This is a genomic window from Saccharopolyspora sp. NPDC002376 (genome assembly GCF_053593195.1).
The window spans coordinates 175,556-189,712 of sequence record NZ_JBSFBZ010000005.1 but is presented as its reverse complement, the minus strand read 5'-3'; the positions used below and the strand labels follow the sequence as shown (position 1 = coordinate 189,712).

General features: G+C 67.9%; 12 protein-coding genes. 5 read left to right on the top strand and 7 right to left on the bottom strand.

Annotated features, from left to right (window positions below; translation table 11 throughout):
• Nucleotides 1–287: 287 nt before the first annotated feature.
• The gene (locus ACWCO2_RS06225; RefSeq protein ID WP_450126631.1) at nt 288–1,376 is read right to left on the bottom strand and encodes an adenosine deaminase; all 1,089 of its coding nucleotides are present in this window, start codon (nt 1,374–1,376) and stop codon (nt 288–290) included.
• Nucleotides 1,377–1,700: 324 nt separating this feature from the next.
• Here ACWCO2_RS06225 and ACWCO2_RS06220 point away from each other — a divergent pair, with 324 nt between their 5' ends.
• Nucleotides 1,701–2,894, top strand: a complete 1,194-nt coding sequence (locus tag ACWCO2_RS06220) for a hypothetical protein (protein ID WP_450126630.1) — start codon at nt 1,701–1,703, stop codon at nt 2,892–2,894.
• A 55-nt stretch (nt 2,895–2,949) separates the two neighbouring features.
• Here the strand turns inward: ACWCO2_RS06220 and ACWCO2_RS06215 are convergent, their stop codons facing one another.
• The 6 genes from ACWCO2_RS06215 to ACWCO2_RS06190 form a co-directional block, all read right to left on the bottom strand.
• Complete coding sequence (locus ACWCO2_RS06215; protein WP_450126629.1) at nt 2,950–4,233, bottom strand: thymidine phosphorylase; 1,284 nt, start codon at nt 4,231–4,233, stop codon at nt 2,950–2,952.
• A gap of 254 nt (nt 4,234–4,487) precedes the next feature.
• Complete coding sequence (locus tag ACWCO2_RS06210; RefSeq protein WP_450126628.1) at nt 4,488–4,865, bottom strand: cytidine deaminase; 378 nt, start codon at nt 4,863–4,865, stop codon at nt 4,488–4,490.
• Nucleotides 4,865–6,127, bottom strand: a complete 1,263-nt coding sequence (locus ACWCO2_RS06205; RefSeq protein WP_450126627.1) for an ABC transporter permease — start codon at nt 6,125–6,127, stop codon at nt 4,865–4,867. Before ACWCO2_RS06205 ends, ACWCO2_RS06210 begins: the two co-directional genes overlap by 1 nt.
• Nucleotides 6,124–7,209: an ABC transporter permease gene (locus ACWCO2_RS06200; protein WP_450126626.1), complete on the bottom strand. Its 1,086-nt coding sequence runs from the start codon at nt 7,207–7,209 to the stop codon at nt 6,124–6,126. The genes ACWCO2_RS06205 and ACWCO2_RS06200 overlap by 4 nt, the downstream gene beginning before the upstream one ends.
• Before the next feature lie 121 nt (nt 7,210–7,330).
• Complete coding sequence (locus ACWCO2_RS06195; RefSeq protein ID WP_450126625.1) at nt 7,331–8,869, bottom strand: ABC transporter ATP-binding protein; 1,539 nt, start codon at nt 8,867–8,869, stop codon at nt 7,331–7,333.
• A 163-nt stretch (nt 8,870–9,032) separates the two neighbouring features.
• Nucleotides 9,033–10,193, bottom strand: a complete 1,161-nt coding sequence (locus tag ACWCO2_RS06190; protein ID WP_450126624.1) for a BMP family lipoprotein — start codon at nt 10,191–10,193, stop codon at nt 9,033–9,035.
• A gap of 442 nt (nt 10,194–10,635) precedes the next feature.
• Between ACWCO2_RS06190 and sdhC the strand changes: the two genes are divergently transcribed.
• The 4 genes from sdhC to ACWCO2_RS06170 all read left to right on the top strand — a co-directional run bounded on the left by sdhC (nt 10,636) and on the right by ACWCO2_RS06170 (nt 14,140).
• Nucleotides 10,636–11,070, top strand: a complete 435-nt coding sequence (gene sdhC / locus ACWCO2_RS06185; RefSeq protein ID WP_450126623.1) for a succinate dehydrogenase, cytochrome b556 subunit — start codon at nt 10,636–10,638, stop codon at nt 11,068–11,070.
• Nucleotides 11,071–11,075: 5 nt separating this feature from the next.
• The gene (locus tag ACWCO2_RS06180) at nt 11,076–11,495 is read left to right on the top strand and encodes a succinate dehydrogenase hydrophobic membrane anchor subunit (RefSeq protein WP_450126622.1); all 420 of its coding nucleotides are present in this window, start codon (nt 11,076–11,078) and stop codon (nt 11,493–11,495) included.
• 69 nt (nt 11,496–11,564) lie between these two features.
• Nucleotides 11,565–13,355 carry a succinate dehydrogenase flavoprotein subunit gene (gene sdhA / locus ACWCO2_RS06175; protein ID WP_450126621.1) on the top strand — a complete coding sequence of 597 codons (1,791 nt, stop codon included), beginning with the start codon at nt 11,565–11,567 and terminating at the stop codon, nt 13,353–13,355.
• Nucleotides 13,355–14,140, top strand: coding sequence for a succinate dehydrogenase iron-sulfur subunit (locus ACWCO2_RS06170; RefSeq protein WP_450126620.1), 786 nt, complete (start codon nt 13,355–13,357; stop codon nt 14,138–14,140). The genes sdhA and ACWCO2_RS06170 overlap by 1 nt, the downstream gene beginning before the upstream one ends.
• Nucleotides 14,141–14,157 lie beyond the last annotated feature (17 nt).

The following is a 14,157-nucleotide window of genomic DNA, read 5'->3' as shown; positions in this document are numbered from 1 at the left end:
CTCGCGCCGACCATGAATCGCGTTCAGGACTGGCAGTATCCAATGCCGCCGATCCGAGCGCAGCACCTTATGTGCAGCACGCGATGTTTCGATCCATTTTTGTTTTTAAAGCGGCGCAGCCGCTTAGCCCACCCTCGCAACTCGCGCCGCCGCGGGTTCTCAGCGTTCGCCTGGCGAGGACGGCCCTGACACCGTGTATTGGCATAAGTCAGGGCACCCGCAGACCAGGCGGACGCTGAGGTTCCGCCACCCGCACCGCCACGCAGAACGAGCCTGGAACATTCTCCTTAGTCGAGCAGTGCCTCATAGCCGGGCTTGATCACGTTGTTGATCAGCTCGAGGCGCTCGTCGAAACCGATGAACGACGACTTCATCGCGTTCACCGTGAACCACTGCATGTCCTCCCAGCCGTAGCCGAAGGCCTCGTGCAGCGCGGCGAACTCGCCCGACATCGAGCAGTGGCTCATCAGCCGGTTGTCGGTGTTCACCGTGACCCGGAAGCGCAGCTTCGCCAGCAGGCCGATGGGGTGCTCGGCCATCGACTCGGCCGCCCCGGTCTGCAGGTTCGACGACGGGCACATCTCCAGCGGGATCCGCCGGTCCCGCACGTAGGACGCCAACCGACCCAGGTGCACCGAGCCGTCCTCGTCGACCTTGATGTCGTCGACGATGCGGACGCCGTGCCCGAGCCGTTCCGCACCGCAGTGCTGGATGGCTTCCCAGATCGACGGGAGCCCGAACGCCTCACCAGCGTGAATCGTGAAATGCGCGTTCTGCTGGCGCAGGTATTCGAAGGCGTCCAGGTTCCGGGTGGGCGGGAATCCGGCTTCCGGTCCGGCGATGTCGAAGCCGACGACTTCCGCGTCCCGATACCGAACCGCGAGCTCGGCGATTTCCGCCGACCGCGCATTCTGCCGCATGGCACACAGCAAGGTACCAATTCGGATACGTTTTCCGGCGGCGGCTACACGGCGCTCACCTTCCCGGAATCCGTCCTGGACGGCTTGCACGATCCGGTCGAGCGTCAACCCGCCCTGCTGGAAGAGCTCCGGGGCGTAGCGCACCTCGGCGTAGACCACTCCGTCCTCGGCCAGGTCCTCGACGCACTCGGCCGCGACCCGGGCCAACGCCTCCTCCGTCTGCATCACCGCGACGGTGTGCGCGAAGGTTTCCAAGTACCGCTCCAGCGACCCCGAATCCGCCGCCGCTTCGAACCATCGTCCCAGCTCAGCAGCATCTTCGTGGGGCAGGTCGGAGTACCCGGCAGCATGCGCCAGATCGATCACGGTCTGGGGCCGCAGGCCACCGTCGAGGTGGTCGTGCAGCAGCACCTTGGGCGCCTGCCGGATGGTGTTCAGGTTCACCGGAGTCGACATGCATCCACGTTACAGGGAGCCGATCGGTGCATCACGGACAGCTACCAGCGAAAACCCTGCGAAAACTTCAGGAACAACGGGTTTCCGAGGCCTGCGGAGCCGAACAGCCGTCCCGCAGAACTCACTCGGACGGATCCTGAATACAACGCTTATCGCAGTCGGCGTCGAGTCGACTGGACTTTTTGGCGGAACAGTGCTGCCCCAAATGGATTCATGCCTCGTCAGGTAATCACGCAATGTACCGGGGGGCGCCTGGGAACGCCGGAACAGAGTGGCTAGGCTCGGCGAGTCCTCATCCCCACTCGACGAAGGACGCCCCTAGCCGTGACCGAGAACATGTCGTTCGACCGCATGCGCAACATGCTCACGCGTGCGGCTGAGATCCGCGAGAGCGAACAACAGCAGATCTTCGACGCCCTGGACGAGATCCACGCCCGGCTCTCCCCGCTGGAGTCGCTGGGTTCCGTGCGGAAACGCCTGAGCGAGCTGCCGGACCGCACCGAAGTCAGCGTGCTGGCCGAACGACTCGACGAAGCGCTGGCCAAGCTCGAGGCGCACGACGGCGCGCTGGTCGAGCTGAAGGGCTCCGTCGACGGTCTGGTCGACAAGCTCGCGAAGCCGTTCGCCCAGCTGGACGGTCGACTCGACGGAGTCGCCGGGCGGATGGACGGCGTGGTCGGCCGGATGGACGGCCTGGAGGACAAGCTCGGCCACATCCACAAGCGCCTGGACGAGCTGGGGCTGCACCTGGACAAGCAGGACGGCCGTCTGGAGTCGCTGCCCGCGACGGTGCACGGCCCGGTCCGCGAGCGCATCGACTCGCTGGAGACCAGCCTGCGCGGCCGCTTCGCCGAGATCGACGAGGGCGTCCACGAGCACCTCGACGGCACCCGAGAGGCCCTGCAGCGCGCGGTCACCGAGTCCACCGGCAACGCGCAGAACGCGCTGTCCGACGCCGTGGCCGGCACCCGCGACCAGATCGACGCCAAGCTGGACCAGCTCGCGGCCCGCCCGGCGGTGGACCCGACCGACAAGCTGGACAAGCTGGCCGACCGCCTGGGTCAGCTCACCGACCGGCTGGACCAGGTCACCTCGCGTCTCGACCAGGTCGAGGACAACGTCAACACCCGCATCGACACCGTCGAGCAGGGCTTCACCAACCGCCTCGACACCGTCGAGGAAGGCGTCAAGACGGGCCTGGGCGACCTCGGCGGCACGCTGTCGAAGAACCTCACGCAGCTGTCGGGCACGCTCGCGTCCCGCCCGGACAGCGACTCGCTGAACGCCCTGGTCCGCGAGGCCAACGAGGAGAGCGAGCGGCGCCATGCCGGGCAGCTCGACGAGGCCATGGCCACTTTCGCCGAGCTGATCCTCGGCGGCAGCGCGCCGTCGGCCCCGCCGCCGCCCACCACGCTCCCCCGCCAGCAGCGCCGCGGCCGCTCCAAGAGCGCCAAGCGCGACACCACGGACAAGGCCCTGACCGACGGCGAAGACGACTTCACCGCCGAGAGCGCCTAATTTCAGGCTCTGCGCGGCGGCGCGGGTAGCCCCGAACCGCCGCGCATCAGCTGAGTCAGCTGTTCGCAGCCACTCGATCCAGGATCAGCGGCGTCGACCTCCAGTCGGCGCCGCTGATTTCGTATGCGCCGGTCAAGGCTTCTCGGGCGCCCGCAACGGTTTCCGGCCGGTCGGTGTGCAGTTCCAGCAGCGGCTGTCCGGCGGTGACCCGGTCACCTGGCTTCGCCAGGCACAGCACTCCTGCGGCGTGCTCGACGTCGTCCTCCTTGCGCGCTCGTCCCGCGCCCAGCCGCCATGCGGCGATACCCACCGCGAACGCGTCGAGCTCGGTGAGCACACCGTCTTCCGGAGCGGTGACCACGTCGACGTGCTGTGCGCGTGGCAGCTCCGCTTCAGGATCTCCACCCTGGGCCCGGATCATCCGGCACCACGAGTCGTAGGCGCGTCCATCCGCCAGGACCTCCGCTGGGTCCACATCGGACAGTCCAGCGTGGTCGAGCATCTCACGAGCCAAGGCCAGGGTCAGTTCCACGACATCCGATGGACCGCCACCGCGCAGAACATCCACTGCCTCGGCCACTTCCAGCGCATTGCCGACCGCACGTCCCAACGGGACTGACATGTCGGTGATCAGCGCGCTGGTCCGCAACCCGCTGGCAGTGCCGATCTCCACCAGCGCGGTGGCCAAATCCCGCGCCTGGCCGGGGTCCTTCATGAACGCGCCGGAGCCGCACTTGACGTCCAGCACCAGCGACTGCACGCCCTCGGCGATCTTCTTGCTCATGATGGAGCTGGCGATCAGCGGGATCGACTCGACCGTGCCCGTCACGTCCCGCAAGGCGTAGAGCTTCCGGTCGGCCGGCGCCAAACCCTCCGTCGCGGCGCACACCACTGCCCCGACGTCGTCGAGCTGCGCGCGAATCTCCTCGTCCGAGAGCTGCGCCCGCCAGCCGGGAATGGACTCCAGCTTGTCGAGCGTGCCGCCGGTGTGCCCCAACCCGCGCCCGGACAGCTGCGGCACGGCGGCACCGCACGCGGCGACCAGCGGAGTCAGCGGCAGGGTGATCTTGTCCCCCACGCCGCCGGTGGAATGCTTGTCCACAGTGGGTTTTCGCACCCGGTCCAGCGCTAACACCTCGCCGGACGCGACCATCGCCGCAGTCCAGCGCGCGGTCTCCGCCGCCGTCATGCCGCGCAACAAGATGGCCATCGCCAACGAAGCCATCTGCTCGTCAGCAACCTGCCCACGTGTGTAGGCGTCGACCACCCAGTCGATCTGCGCATCGCTGAGCCGCCCACCATCACGCTTCGCCCGAATCACATCAACTGCGGAATGCATCCCAACCACCTCCAAGCCCGAAGAAACCTCTCGCATATATAGAGGCGCGAACCCCTCCAACAGATACACCCCAAACGAGTGATCTACGCAGAAGTCCAGTCATACGAGCAAGTTCTACAACTGAATCGGCAGGCACTCCACCGCGGAAATGCGCTGGGCCAGGGTCCCGGTCTGCCCCGGGAAGCACCTGGCCCAACGACTCGCTCGACACCCACGGTGCCGAACTCCCACGGACAACCGCAGAAGACAACCGCCTACAGCTCGAAGGCGTCGGGGAGGACTTCGCTCATCGGGAGGATTCCGCTGGGGGTGTCCACGAGGCAGTCGGAGCCGCCGAGTTCTTGGAGGATTTGGCGGCAGCGGCCGCAGGGCATCAGGAGGTCTCCCGTGCCGCTTCGGCAGGCCACTGCGACGAAGCGGCCTCCTCCGGTCAGGCGGAGTTGGCCGGCCATCGTGCACTCCGCGCACAGGGTGACTCCGTAGGAGCCGTTCTCCACGTTGCAGCCGGTCACCACTCTGCCGTCGTCGCACAGCGCCGCCGCACCCACCTGCAGGTTCGAGTACGGGCAGTACGCCAGCGCCGCCGCTTTCACCGCCTCCGAGCGCAGCGCTTCCCAGTCCACTGCGGTCACTAGTCCGCTCCTCTGCGGTACTGCAGGCCGTTCGCCGCAGGTGGTCGCAGTCGTTGCGATGCCGCGCCCAGCACCACCAGCGTCACCAGGTGCGGGGTGTAAGCCGTGAGCTCCTCGGGCAGCGAGTCGGTGTACCAGTACACCGCGTACATCACCGCCGCGGCGACCAGCGCGATACCGGCGGCGAACCAGCTGCGCCGCCACACCTGCACCGCCGCGACCACCACGAGCAGCAGCGTCGCACCGTAGAACAGCGCGTGCACGCTGGTCTCGCCGCTGCGCAGCTGCAGGCCGTCGGAGTAGCCGAACAGCGCCGCACCGCCGAGCAGGCCGCCCGGCCGCCAGTTGCCGAAGATCATCGCCGCCAGGCCGATGTAGCCGCGGTTGTTGGTCTGACCCTCCAGGTAGCCCGCCTGGCCGGGGTTGAGGATCAGCGCCGCGCCACCGATTCCGGCCAGCGCGCCGGAGATGATGACCGCCAGGTACTTGTAGCGGTAGACGTTGACGCCGACGGATTCGGCCGCGACCGGGTTCTCACCGCAGGAGCGCAGGCGCAGGCCGAACGGCGAGCGCCACAGCAGCAGGTAGCTCGTCGGCACCAGCAGGTACGCCAGCATCGTCAGCGGCGAGACCTCGGTGACCAGGCCGCCGAGGATGCCCGCGAGATCTGAGATGCCCACCCGTTGCAGGTCCTCGAGCTGTTGCAGCCAGGTGCCCAGCGGTTGTGCCGAGTAGGTGTCGAACTTCGGCACCATGGGCGATTCCCGCGGGTTCCGCGAGATCGGTTCGAACACCAGCGTCGACAGGTACTTCGCGATGCCTGCGCCGAGCAGGTTGATCGCCACACCGGACACGATGTGGTTGACGCCGAAGGACACCGTCGCGATCGCGTGCACCAGGCCGCCCAGCGCGCCGAACACGGCCGCCGCAACAAGTCCGGCGAGCGGTCCCCACTGGTAACCGGCCCAGGCGCCGCCCCAGGTCCCGAGGATCATCATGCCTTCGAGGCCGATGTTGATGACCCCGGCGCGCTCGGCCCACAGGCCGCCCAGCGCAGCCAGCAGGATCGGGATGCCCAGGCGCACCGCGGACTGCACGGTGCCCGACGAGGTCAGCTGCGGCACGCCGGTCTGGTACGAGGCGATCGCCACGGCCGTGAACGCGACGATCACCCAGAGCACGACGCGCGCCCAGCCGGGCATCTGGCGTCGAGCGGCCTTGTGCGAAGTCTTCTCCGGTTCGGTGCTCAGCGCGGTCGTCATGCCCGCTCACCTCCGGTGGCGACCGGCTCGCCGGTCCCCAGCGCACGGCCGACCCGTCGCTGCTCGGCGGCGAGTTCGCGGCGGCGCACCAGCTCGTAGGCCACGACCACGGACAGCACGATGGTGCCCTGCAAGATGGTCACGATCTCCTTCGGCACCCCGATGTTGTCCAGCGTCAGCGAGCTCTTGTCCAGGAACGCCCACAACAGCGCGCCGAACGCGATGCCGATCGGGTGGTTGCGACCCAGCAGCGCGATGGCCAGGCCGGCGAAGCCGTAGCCGGTCGGGAAGTTGACGGTGAATGTGTGGTCGCGGCTCAGGATCTCCGGCAGCCCGGCCACCCCGGCGATGGCACCGGAGATCAGCATCGCCGACATGATCATGCGCTTGGAGTCGACGCCACCGGCCCGCGCTGCGGTCGGCGACAAGCCCGATGCGCGCAGCTGGAAGCCGTAGCGGGTGCGGTCGACGAGCACCGCGTACCCGACGCCCACGGCCACCGACAGCAGCACCAGCCCGAACATCGTCCCGGCGCCGCCCAGCGGAATCCCCGGCACCCAGCCGGATTCCGGGATGATCGCGGTGCCCTGCATGTTTCCGCGCATCTCGCCGAAGTCCTGCACGAGGTAGGCGATGAGCCCGATGGACAGGGTGTTGAGCATGATCGTGGAGATCACCTCGGACACCCCGCGGTAGACCTTGAGCACCGCCGCGATCCCGCACCACAGCGCGCCGGTGACCGCGCCGACCACGACGACCAGCAGCGCGTGCAGCCCGAACGGCAGGCTGACCGCGCCGCCGACGATCGCCGCCACGCAGGCGCCCAGCCGGTACTGGCCCTCGATTCCGATGTTGAGCAGGTTCATCTGGAACCCGATCGCGGCGGCGATGGCGACCAGGTAGTAGCTGCCCGCGGTGTTGACCACGTCCACCGCGGTCGTCCCGCGGCCGACCTGGGTGACCATCTCCAGCAGCGTGTCGATCGGGTTCGCGCCGGAGAACATCAGCACCGCGCTGCACAGCACGGTCGCGAAGACGATCGCCAACGCCGCAGGTAGCAGGCGTGTCCGCCAGTTGTTCATGCGGTCCCGCCTCTCCGGGAATCGCAGTGGTGGTTGCGTTCGAGAGTGATCTCGCGTTTCGCGGCTTCTTGTGACCGGGTCGCGTCACGTTCCCCCGAGGCGCGGTCGGGCACAGGGCTGCTCATGCGACCTCACCGTCCTGGGCGCCGGTCATCGCCGCGCCGAGTTCCTCCGGGGTCACCGAGCGCGGGTCCGCCTCGGCGACCAGCCGTCCGCCGAACATCACCCGGATGGTGTCGGACAGGCCGATCAGCTCGTCCAGGTCGGCGGAGATCAGCAGCACCGCCAGTCCTTCCGCACGGGCGGCTCGCAGGTGGTCCCAGATGACGGCCTGGGCGCCGACGTCCACGCCGCGGGTCGGATGTGCCGCGATCAGCAGCACCGGATCGCCGGAGAGCTCCCGGCCCACGACGAACTTCTGCTGGTTGCCGCCGGAGAGCGCGGACGCGTCGACCTCGATGCCGGGGGTGCGGACGTCGAACTGCTCGACGATGCGCACCGAGTCGGTCTTCGCGCCCTGCCGGTCCAGCCACCTGCCGCGGGCGACCGGGCGGCGGGTCTGGTGACCGAGGATGCGGTTGTACCAGAGCGGTTCGTCGAGCAGCAGGCCTTGCCGGTGCCGGTCCTCGGGCACGTAGCCGATACCGGCTTCGCGGCGGGCCAGGGTGGGCAGGCCGGTCAGGTCGCGCTCGCTGAGGGTGATCGGGCCCGAGTCGACCGAACGCATGCCCATGATCGCTTCGACCAGTTCGGTCTGGCCGTTGCCCTCCACCCCGGCGATGCCGACGACCTCCCCGGCGCGCACCACCAGGTCCACGTCGGACAGCACCGCGCGGTCCTGCTCCGATGCGGATAGTCCGGAAAGGACGAGCACTTCGCGATCGGTCACCGTGGACTCGCCGCGCTCGGGCACCGGGAGTTCGCTGCCGACCATCATCTCGGCCAGCCGCTGGCTGGTGACCTCGCCGGTGGGCACGGTTCCGACGGTGGTGCCGCGGCGCAGAACCGTGATCGTGTCGGCGATCGCGCGCACTTCGTCGAGCTTGTGCGAGATGAACAGGAACGTGAAGCCCTGCTCGCGCATGGTGCGCAGCGTCGCGAACAGCTCGTCGACCTCCTGCGGCACGAGCACCGCGGTGGGCTCGTCCAGGATGATGATCCGCGCGCCGCGGTAGAGAACCTTGAGGATCTCGACGCGCTGCCGATCGGCGACGCCGAGCCGTTCGACCAGCACGTCCGGGCGAACCTCGAAGCCCGCTCGGGAAGCCAGTTCTCGCACCTCGCGGCGGGCTTTCGCGCCGATGCCGTGCTCGCCTTCCGCGCCGAGCACGATGTTCTCCAGCACGGTCAGGTTGTCGGCCAGCATGAAGTGCTGGTGCACCATGCCGATCCCGGCGCGGATCGCCTCGGCCGGGGTGCGCAGGCGCACCTCCTCGCCGTGGACCCGGATCGTGCCGGAGTCCGGGGCCTGCATGCCGTAGAGGATCTTCATCAGGGTCGACTTGCCGGCACCGTTCTCGCCGCACAGCGCGTGGACCTCGCCAGCGCGCACCGACAGGTTCACATCGGAGTTGGCGACCACGCCGGGAAAGGCCTTCGTGATGCCGGTCAGCTCGACGGCGGGCGGGTCACCGGATTCCGGTTCGGTGGCGGTGTTCATGGCGCTCCAGAGGACGTCGTCTCGCGGCAGCGAAGCGAACGGACGCTCAACAATGGACGGTTTCGGCCCAGGCGCAACCCAGTTGGCGCGAAACCGCCACCGCCCGGGTGAAACCCCCACCGGGCGGTTCCGCGCGAAACCCGCGCGGAACCGCCGTCGAACGTCACGGCTTGTCGGAGACCTCGATGTCGCCGTTGGCGATGGCGTTCCGGTAGGCGTCCACCACCGGCACCAGGTCGTCGACCATGCCGCCGGACTTGGAGTACCCGACGCCGTCGATGGCCAGGTCGAACTTCTTCGGCAGCGAGCCCAGGTCGTCGCGGGCGACCGCGGAGATGTAGTCGTACACCGCGAGGTCGACGCGCTTGAGCATGGACGAGATGATCACTTCCTTGGACTCGGCCACGGTCGGCTGGTTGTACTGGTCGGAGTCCACGCCGATCGCCATGGCCCCGGACTGCTTGACCGACGAGAACACGCCCTTACCGGAGGCACCCGCGGCGTGGTAGATCACGTCCGCGCCCTCCTCCAGCTGGCCGGTCGCGATCTCGGCGCCCTTGCTCGGGTCCTGGAAACCGCTGAAGTCACCCGCCGGGGTCAGGTACTTGCTGTCGATCTTGATCGACGGCGCGGCGGCCTTGGCGCCCGCCTCGAACCCGGCCTGGAACTTCTGGATCAGCGGGGTCCGCACCCCGCCGACGAAACCGACCTGGCAGTTCTTCGACCGGTGCGCGGCGATCACGCCGACCAGGAACGAGCCCTGCTCCTCGGCGAAGACCAGCGGGGTGACGTTGGGCACGCCGTCGATCTGCTCGTCGATGATCGCGAACTTGGTGCCGGGGAACTCCGGCGCGACGGCCTTGAGCGCGTCCGCGTAGGCGTAGCCGACGGCGATCACCGGGTTGTAACCCTCGCGCGCCAGCTGACGCAGGCGGGTCTGCTTGGCGTCCTCGGACTCACCGGCACCGGCGTCGAGCTCCTTGACTTCGGAGAAGCCCATCTCGGACTTCGCCCGGTCCAGCCCGGCCACCGAGGCGTCGTTGAACGAGGCGTCGCCGCGCCCACCGATGTCGAAGGCCAGTCCGACCCGCATGTCCTTGGCGTTCGGCGGGGCCGACGGCTGCGGCGACGGGTTGGGCGCCGGGGCCCCGGCTGGCGGCGCGCTGAGCTGACAGCCCTGACCGCTGGCGTTGTTGCCGCCGCCCCCTCCGCTGTCCTTCGCGCAGCCGGAGAGCGCGAGCGCCCCGGTGAGCAGCACGGCCACCGCAGTGGCCGTTCGTGAACGTCCGGCACCCGAGCGCCTCCATGTCGGCGTCCGCCGCATGCCGTTCCCCTTTCCTGTTGGTCCCACCGCGACGCCCCCAACCGCGCCTCCGGCATGCCGGAGAGATGCGGTTCCGGTAGAACTCCACTCGATGGTGTCGTCCTCGGTGAATTGTTCTTCCGGTTCGCGGCGCACGCCATTCGGTGACGTGGCTCTCGAAATTAAGTCTTGACGCCGCCGAGTGAACATTGCTCGCGTGTCACGAAATGATTTCTACATCGATCAACCGGGCTAGCTGGCCTGTCTGGTCGATCACAGAGGGCGCGGGTGAGTAGGCCTGGGTGATTGGTCGGGTCTAGCATCCGATGCGTCAAGGCCCCTGTTCGTGGCCGGTGACGGGCGTACACCCAATACCCATTGGGACCAACTGCGACTCGGGGCCGGTCGCTCATGTTCCCGAACTGGGCCGTCAGTCCACCAGCGAGGTTGGAGGCCTTCCACCATGGCCAGCACCACCGCCTCCGCGGCCGACGCACCGGAACGCGCCACCGAGCTGCGCGCCAAGGGGCGTCTCTACCGCGGCGATCTGGGCATGTGGTCGTGGGTCGCCCACCGGATCACGGGCGTACTCACCTTCTTCTTCTTGTTCGTACACGTACTGGACACCGCCCTGGTGCGGGTTTCGCCCAACGCGTACGACACGGTCATCGAGACTTACAAGCACCCGGTGATGATCCTCTTCGAGCTGGGTCTGCTGGCGGCCGTGATTTTCCACGCGTTCAACGGCATCCGCGTGATGCTGGTCGACTTCTGGGCCAAGGGCACCAAGTACCAGAAGCCGATGTTGTGGACCGTCCTCGTGCTGTGGCTGGTCCTGATCGTCCCAGCCGCGATCAGCCTGCTCAGCCGCGCCGTCAACGAGTTCTTCGGGGGTTGAGGGCAATGACCGTCACCAACGCACCGCTTTCCGTGGAGAAGCCGCGCTCCTCCTCCCGGCCCGCCGCCCGCCGCAACAATTTCGAGCTCTACAGCTGGTTGTTCATGCGGCTGTCGGGCGTGGTCCTGCTGTTCCTGGTTCTGGGTCACCTGCTGATCATGCTGTTCCTGGACGGCGGCGTGCAGCGGATCAACTTCGCCTTCGTCGCGGGTCGCTGGGCATCCCCGTTCTGGCAGATGTGGGACCTGACGATGCTCTGGCTGGCCGGCCTGCACGGCGGCAACGGCCTGCGTACCGTCATCAACGACTACTCGCGCAAGGACGGCACGCGCTTCTGGCTGAAGATGCTGCTGTACGTCTCGGTCTTGCTGACCGTGGGTCTGGGCACCTTCGTCCTCTTCACCTTCGACCCGAACATCGGCTAGCCGCAGACGATCACCTGCGGCGAGGTCGTCGCCCGACCACGGACCTCGCCGCCGCCCGAGGAGGCGACCATGCAAATCCACAAGTACGACGTGGTCATCGTCGGCGCAGGAGGCGCCGGGATGCGCGCGGCGATCGAGTCCGGGCAGCGCGCCCGCACCGCCGTCCTGACCAAGCTCTACCCCACCCGTTCGCACACGGGTGCCGCCCAGGGCGGCATGTGCGCGGCGTTGGCCAACGTCGAAGAGGACAACTGGGAGTGGCACACCTTTGACACGATCAAGGGTGGTGACTACCTGGTCGACCAGGACGCCGCCGAGATCATGGCGAAGGAAGCCATCGACGCGGTCCTGGACCTCGAGAAGATGGGGCTGCCGTTCAACCGGACCCCCGAGGGCAAGATCGACCAGCGCCGGTTCGGCGGCCACACCCGCGACCACGGCAAGGCACCGGTTCGCCGCGCTTGCTACGCCGCGGACCGCACCGGCCACATGATCCTGCAGACGCTGTACCAAAACTGCGTCAAGCACGGCGTGGAGTTCTACAACGAGTTCTACGTCCTGGACGTCATGCTCAGCGAGGGTCCGGACGGGAAGCAGGTCTGCACCGGCGCCATCGCCTACGAGCTGGCCACCGGCGAGATCCACGTCTTCCACGCCAAGGCGGTCATCTTCGCGACCGGCGGCTTCGGCAAGGTCTTCAAGACCACGTCGAACGCGCACACCCTGACCGGTGACGGCATGGGCATCGTCTACCGCAAGGGCCTGCCGCTGGAGGACATGGAGTTCTACCAGTTCCACCCGACCGGCCTGGCCGGCCTGGGCATCCTCATCACCGAGGGCGTCCGCGGTGAGGGCGGCATCCTCCGCAACGCCGACGGCGAGCGGTTCATGGAGCGCTACGCCCCGACCATCAAGGACCTCGCGCCGCGCGACATCGTCGCCCGGTCGATGGCCCTGGAGGTGCTGGAAGGCCGCGGCGCGGGTCCGAACAAGGACTACGTGCTGCTGGACGTCACGCACCTCGGCGAGGAACTGCTCGAAGCGAAGCTGCCGGACATCATGGAGTTCTCCCGCACCTACCTGGGTGTGGAGCCGACCGAGGAGCCGGTGCCGGTCTACCCGACCGCGCACTACGCCATGGGCGGCATCCCCACCAACGTGGAGGGCGAGGTCCTCCGGGACAACGAGAACGTCATCCCTGGCCTCTACGCAGCCGGTGAGTGCGCCTGCGTCTCGGTGCACGGCTCGAACCGCCTGGGAACCAACTCGCTGCTGGACATCAACGTGTTCGGCCGCCGGTCCGGCATCGCCGCCGCGGAGTACGCGAAGGCCCACGAGCACGTCGAGATGCCGGAAGAGCCAACCAAGCTCGTCGAGGGCATGGTCGACCACCTGCGCACCGCGCACGGCGGCGAGCGGGTCGCCACGATCCGCACCGAGCTGCAGCAGACGATGGACGCCAACGCGTCGGTGTACCGCACCGAGGAGACGCTGAAGACGGCGCTGTCGAACGTGCAGGCGCTCAAGGAGCGCTACGGCCGGATCTCCGTGCACGACAAGGGCAAGCGGTACAACTCCGACCTGCTGGAGGCCATCGAGCTGGGCTTCCTGCTCGACCTGGCCGAGGCCCTGGTCAACGCCGCGCTGGCCCGCAAGGAGTCCCGCGGCGGGCACGCCCGCGAGGACTACACCGCCCGCGACGACGTCAACTTCATGCGGCACAGCATGCAGTACAAGGTGCTGCCGGAGGAGGAGGACCCGGACGCCCCGCTGGGGCTGACCGGTTTCCAGTCCGACATCCGGCTGGACTACAAGCCCGTCGTCGTCACCCGGTACCAGCCGATGGAGCGTAAGTACTGATGACCGCCGCCACCACGAACAACGAGAAGACTCAGCTGCCGGCTGACGCACCGCCGATCCCGGACGACGCCACGATGGTGACCGTCAAGATCCTGCGGTACAACCCGGAGACCGACGAGGACCCGCACTTCGAGTCCTACCGGATCCCGGCGTTGCCCTCGGACCGCGTGCTGAACCTGCTGCACTACATCAAGTGGTACGTCGACGGCTCGCTGACCTTCCGCCGGTCCTGCGCGCACGGCGTGTGCGGGTCCGACGCGATGCGGATCAACGGCGTCAACCGGCTGGCCTGCAAGGTCCTGATGAAGGACCTGCTGGTCAAGGGCGGCGAGACGACCCTGACCATCGAGCCGATCAAGGGCCTTCCGCTGGAGAAGGACCTGATCGTCGACATGGAGCCGTTCTTCGAGGCCTACCGGTCGGTCAAGCCGTACCTGATGACCACGGGCAACGAGCCGACCCGCGAGCGGGTGCAGTCGGTGGCCGAGCGGGCCCGGTTCGACGACACCACCAAGTGCATCCTGTGCGCGGCGTGCACCACGTCGTGCCCGGTGTACTGGTCGGACGGGAACTACTTCGGCCCGGCGGCGATCGTCAACGCCCACCGCTTCATCTTCGACAGCCGTGACGAGGGTGCCGAGGAGCGCCTCGACATCCTCAACGACGTCGACGGTGTGTGGCGCTGCCGCACGACCTTCAACTGCACGGACGCCTGCCCGCGTGGCATCCAGGTCACCAAGGCGATCCAGGAGGTCAAGCGCGCGCTGATGTTCCGGCGCCGCTGACTTCCAGCGAAAGCAAG